Source organism: Sphingomonas bacterium (genome assembly GCF_903644135.1).
Taxonomy (GTDB): Bacteria; Pseudomonadota; Alphaproteobacteria; order Sphingomonadales; family Sphingomonadaceae; genus Sphingomonas.
Genome location: NZ_CAHJXA010000239.1, coordinates 1 through 4,502 on the forward strand (window position 1 = coordinate 1; position 4,502 = coordinate 4,502).

Annotated in this window: 5 protein-coding genes; 2 read left to right on the forward strand and 3 right to left on the reverse strand. The window is 69.0% G+C overall.

All coding sequences use genetic code 11. The features are described 5' to 3' along the window. From HUU96_RS11850 to HUU96_RS11860, 3 genes are all read right to left on the reverse strand, one after another. Positions 1-535, reverse strand: a 535-nt coding sequence (locus HUU96_RS11850; RefSeq protein WP_174292989.1) for a hypothetical protein, incomplete at its 3' end; no start/stop codon positions are given. Further along, the gene (locus HUU96_RS11855) at positions 532-687 is read right to left on the reverse strand and encodes a hypothetical protein (protein WP_174292990.1); all 156 of its coding nucleotides are present in this window, start codon (positions 685-687) and stop codon (positions 532-534) included. The genes HUU96_RS11850 and HUU96_RS11855, both read right to left, overlap by 4 nt. A 92-nt stretch (positions 688-779) precedes the next feature. Next, positions 780-2,003 carry a PQQ-dependent sugar dehydrogenase gene (locus tag HUU96_RS11860; protein ID WP_174292991.1) on the reverse strand — a complete coding sequence of 408 codons (1,224 nt, stop codon included), beginning with the start codon at positions 2,001-2,003 and terminating at the stop codon, positions 780-782. A gap of 250 nt (positions 2,004-2,253) precedes the next feature. On the opposite strand from HUU96_RS11860, the gene rimP reads away from it, so the two are divergent. Then, on the forward strand, positions 2,254-2,838 hold the full coding sequence (rimP, locus tag HUU96_RS11865; RefSeq protein ID WP_174292992.1) for a ribosome maturation protein RimP: 585 nt from the start codon (positions 2,254-2,256) through the stop codon (positions 2,836-2,838). Continuing rightward, a complete protein-coding gene (gene nusA, locus HUU96_RS11870) occupies positions 2,838-4,472 on the forward strand; it encodes a transcription termination factor NusA (protein WP_174292993.1) in 1,635 nt (544 codons plus the stop codon). The genes rimP and nusA overlap by 1 nt, the downstream gene beginning before the upstream one ends. The last annotated feature ends 30 nt before the right edge of the window (positions 4,473-4,502 follow it).

A 4,502-nucleotide genomic window follows, 5' to 3' on the forward strand; every position in this document is an offset into this window, starting at 1 on the left:
CCATGCCGTCGCCGAGCCGTTGATCGGGCAAGCGCCGGCAAGGTGCCGCCCCGCGGACGGTGAAGCCGGGCGCGATCGCCTCCGCCTGCCATTGCCGCCAGCGCGCGCCGCCGGCCCGATGGTATCGCACGACCGACAACCGGCCGGGCACCACCACCGTCCGCGGTACGGGCGAAGCCGTCAGCGCGTCGGCCGACACGCTCGTCGCGCTGATCGACACCGCCGGATGATCGAACAGCATCGCGCCGATGCTCAGCGGGTCGCGCCTGGCCCGCAACGGCGGCTCGAATGCGTCGTCTCCGGCGAGAGCGGTCATCCATGGGGCAAGCAGCGCCGTCAGCCAGGCGGTGTCGGCGAACAGCGCCGCCGCTTCCGCTGCCACCGCCTCCGCATCTCCAGGCGGCAGCGCATCGAAGCGGGCGAACAGCGCCTGGTATGGCTCGCTCGCACGCCACGCCGATGCGACCGCCAGTGAGGCCCGATGAGCCTTTGCCAGCGCCGCTCGATCGTCGAGCCACGCGGGCAGGCCGCTCACGCGTCGGGGCTCAGCGCCGCGCCCATGACGATGCCGATGATATAGTCGAAGATCGGGTCGCCATAGCCTGTCGCGGTTTGGATCGAGCCCGACTGGGCGACGGGCGTGTCGAGGTCGGCGATCTGGCTTACGTCAAGGCTGATGATGGTCACGGCGCATCTCCTCCGGTTAGCGAGGCGAGGATCACCCTGGAGAACGGCCGAACATAGTTAATTCGCTGCAACAATCGTCGCAGCGGGAGCGCCTATCGCGGCGTCAGCCGCAACAGCCGTCCGCCCGCCTTGCGCTCGCCATCCTCCAGCAGCCAGATCGCGCCATCGGGGGCCTGGGCGACATCGCGGATTCGGGTGCCCATGTCCCAGAAGTCGGCGGCCCGGACGGTGGCACCATCGACGACCACGCGCGCCAGCCCCTGGCCGCTCATCGCGCCGATCAGCAACGAGCCGCGATACTGCGGGAACATCGTGCCGGTGTAATAGGCCATGCCACCCGGCGAGATCGACGGGTTCCACCACAGCTTCGGCGCGGCGAGGTCGGGGCGGCTGGGGTGATCGGGGATCGGCTGCCCCGAATAATTGTCGCCGTTGGAGACGACCGGCCAGCCATAGTTGCTGCCCGGCTCGATCAGGTTCAGCTCGTCGCCGCCCTTGGGTCCCATCTCCTCCTCCCACAACCGGCCGTCGGGGGTGAAGAGGATGCCGTAGGGATTGCGATGGCCGCTGGTCCAGATCTGCGCCTGCACCGGGCCCTTGTCGGCGAACGGATTGCCGGGTGCGGCTTGCCCATCAAGGGTCAGGCGGACGATCTTGCCGAGCAGCTGCTCGGGATCCTGCGCCGGGGTGAAACGCTGCCGCTCGCCCGAGGTGAGGAACAGGTATCTGCCGTCGGGCGAGAAGGCGATCTTGGCCCCGAACTGGCCGCCGGGGCCGTCGGAGCCGGCGCGCCAGATCACGCGCTGGTCGGCGAGCCTGGTGCCGTCGAAGCGAGCGCGCATCAGCGCCAGGCTGCTGCCGTTGGTGCGCGGTTCGGCGTAGCTCAGATAGATCGCCCGGCTGCTGCCGAAGTCCGGCGCGACCGCCACGCCGAGCAGACCACCTTGGCCGCCGCGCGCGACCGGCGGGATGCCGGCGACCTTGACCACATCGCCCGAGACCTTGCGCAGCGTCAGCGTGCCCGCCTTCTCCGTCACCAGCAGGTCGCCGTCGGGGAGGAACGCCATCCCGAACGGCTCGTCATAATGGCCGATCTCGGCCACTGCGAACGGCGGCGGTGTCGGCGCTAGGTTGGCGCGGCCGGACGTCGCCGGCACGTTGCGCAGGCCCGGCGTGACCGGTGCGTTGGCGGGCACCGGCCGGTCGGCACCGACGGGCTGCGGCCCCTGCGGACCGGATGCGGTCGGGGTCGATTGGGCGGAGCAGGCGGTGCCGGCGAGGAACAGCGCGGCTACGGAGGCGAAAGGACGGATCATGTGCGAATTAACGTCGCTGGCCCGGCGAGGTTGCGGCCCGCGAAAGGTCACATAAAGTCACGCGGAGAACTCCTCCTTTCCGATGCCGACACCGGGCGATGGCCGGTCCACGATGGCCGGCTAGCCGCGCCGCCGGCTGTAGGACAGCTCGGTCTTGCCCTTCCTCGCCGCCGGGGGTATAGCGATCTCGCTTTCTCTACATCGCCAGATGAAGAGGCTGCGGGGCCCGGCTCCGCGGCGGCGACAACGCATGGAGACTTATTTGGCGGACATCGCCGTCCTGACGCAGCTGATCGAACCCGAGGCGACCGCGCTCGGCTTCGACCTCGTGCGGGTGCGGCTGTTCGGTCGCGGCGACGACCAGACGCTGCAGGTGATGGCCGAGCGGCCCGACACGCGCCAGCTGACCATCGACGACTGCGCCGACCTGTCGCGCCGCGTGTCCGATTTGCTCGACGCCGCCGAGGAGGCGGGGCGCGACCCGATCGACGGCGCGTACCGACTCGAAGTGTCGTCGCCCGGCATCGACCGGCCGCTGACCCGGCTCGGCGATTTCGCCGACTGGGCGGGGCATGAGGCGCGAATCGTGCTCGCCGCGCCGGTCGACGGCCGCAAGCAGCTGACCGGCGATCTTGCCGGGCTGGACGGCGACCTGATCGCCATCGACGTACGCAAGCACCAGCGGATGACGGTTCGCTTCGATCAGGTCGCCGACGCCAAATTGCTCATCACCGACCGGCTGATCGCCGCCACCGCACCGCTCTCGACGGAGGGAGCGGAGGATTTTGAAGAGGTGCCCGAAGGTGCCGATATCGAAGCAGAGGAACTGAACTGATGGCCCCCCCCACATCCGCCGGCGTCGCCACCGCCAACCGCGCCGAGCTGATCGCGATCGCCAATTCGGTCGCGTCGGAGAAGATGATCGACAAGGCCATCGTCATCGAGGCGATGGAGGACGCCATCCAGCGCGCCGCCAAGGCGCGCTACGGTGCCGAGAACGACATTCGCGCCAAGCTCGACCCGCTGACCGGCGACCTGCGCCTGTGGCGCGTCGTCGAGGTGGTCGAGGCGGTCGACAACTACTTCACCCAGATCGACGTCAAGGGTGCCGACAAGCTCCAGGCCGGCGCGGCGATCGGCGATTACATCGTCGATCCGCTGCCGCCGATCGAGTTCGGCCGCATCGCCGCCCAGGCCGCCAAGCAGGTAATCTTCCAGAAGGTCCGCGACGCCGAGCGCGAGCGGCAATATGAGGAGTTCAAGGACCGCCAAGGCGAGATCATCACCGGCGTCGTCAAGCGGGTCGAGTTCGGCCACATCGTCGTCGACCTGGGCCGCGCCGAAGGCGTCATCCGCCGCGACCAGCAGATCCCGCGCGAGGTGGTGCGGGTCAACGACCGCATCCGCAGCCTGATCTTCAAGGTCGCACGCGAGGTGCGGGGGCCGCAGATCCTGCTCAGCCGCGCGCATCCCGACTTCATGAAGAAGCTGTTCGCGCAGGAGGTGCCGGAGATCTACGACGGCATTATCACCATCCAGGCGGCGGCGCGCGATCCCGGTAGCCGCGCCAAGATCGGTGTCATCAGCCGCGATTCGTCGATCGACCCGGTCGGTGCCTGCGTCGGCATGAAGGGCAGCCGCGTCCAGGCGGTGGTGCAGGAGATGCAGGGCGAGAAGATCGACATCATCCCCTGGTCGCCCGACATCGCCACCTTCGTCGTCAACGCCCTCCAGCCCGCATCCGTCAGCCGCGTCGTCATCGACGAGGAGGAGGAGCGGATCGAGGTGGTGGTGCCCGACGACCAGCTGTCGCTCGCCATCGGCCGGCGCGGCCAGAACGTCCGCCTCGCCAGCCAGCTGACCGGCAAGGCGATCGACATCCTGACCGAGCAGGACGCCAGCGACAAGCGCCAGAAGGAGTTCACCGAGCGCACCGAGACCTTCCAGAACGAGCTGGACGTCGACGAGACGCTGGCGCAGCTGCTGGTCGCGGAGGGCTTCACCAGCCTGGAGGAGGTCGCTTATGTCGACCTGGAGGAGATCGCCGGGATCGAGGGCTTCGACGAGGATCTCGGCCAGGAGCTGCAGAGCCGCGCCACCGAGGCGCTCGACCGGCGCGAGGCCGCCAACCGCGAGGAGCGCACCGCGCTGGGCGTCGAGGACGAGCTGGCGACGATGCCGCACCTGACCGAGGCGATGCTGGTGACGCTGGGCAAGGCCAAGATCCTGACGCTCGACGATCTCGCCGATCTCGCCACCGACGAGCTGGTCGAGAAGAAGCGGGTCGAGCCGCGCCGCCGCAACGAGGACGCGCCCAAGCGCCCCGAGCACAAGGGCGGCATCCTGGCGGCGTACAATCTGTCGGACGAACAGGGCAACGAGATCATCATGGCCGCGCGCGCGCACTGGTTCGAGGATGAGGCAACCGATCCGGTCGGGGAGGACGCTCATGCGGAAACCGGCCAATGAGCGCCTAGTCCCGTTCGAACCGCAGGCGGG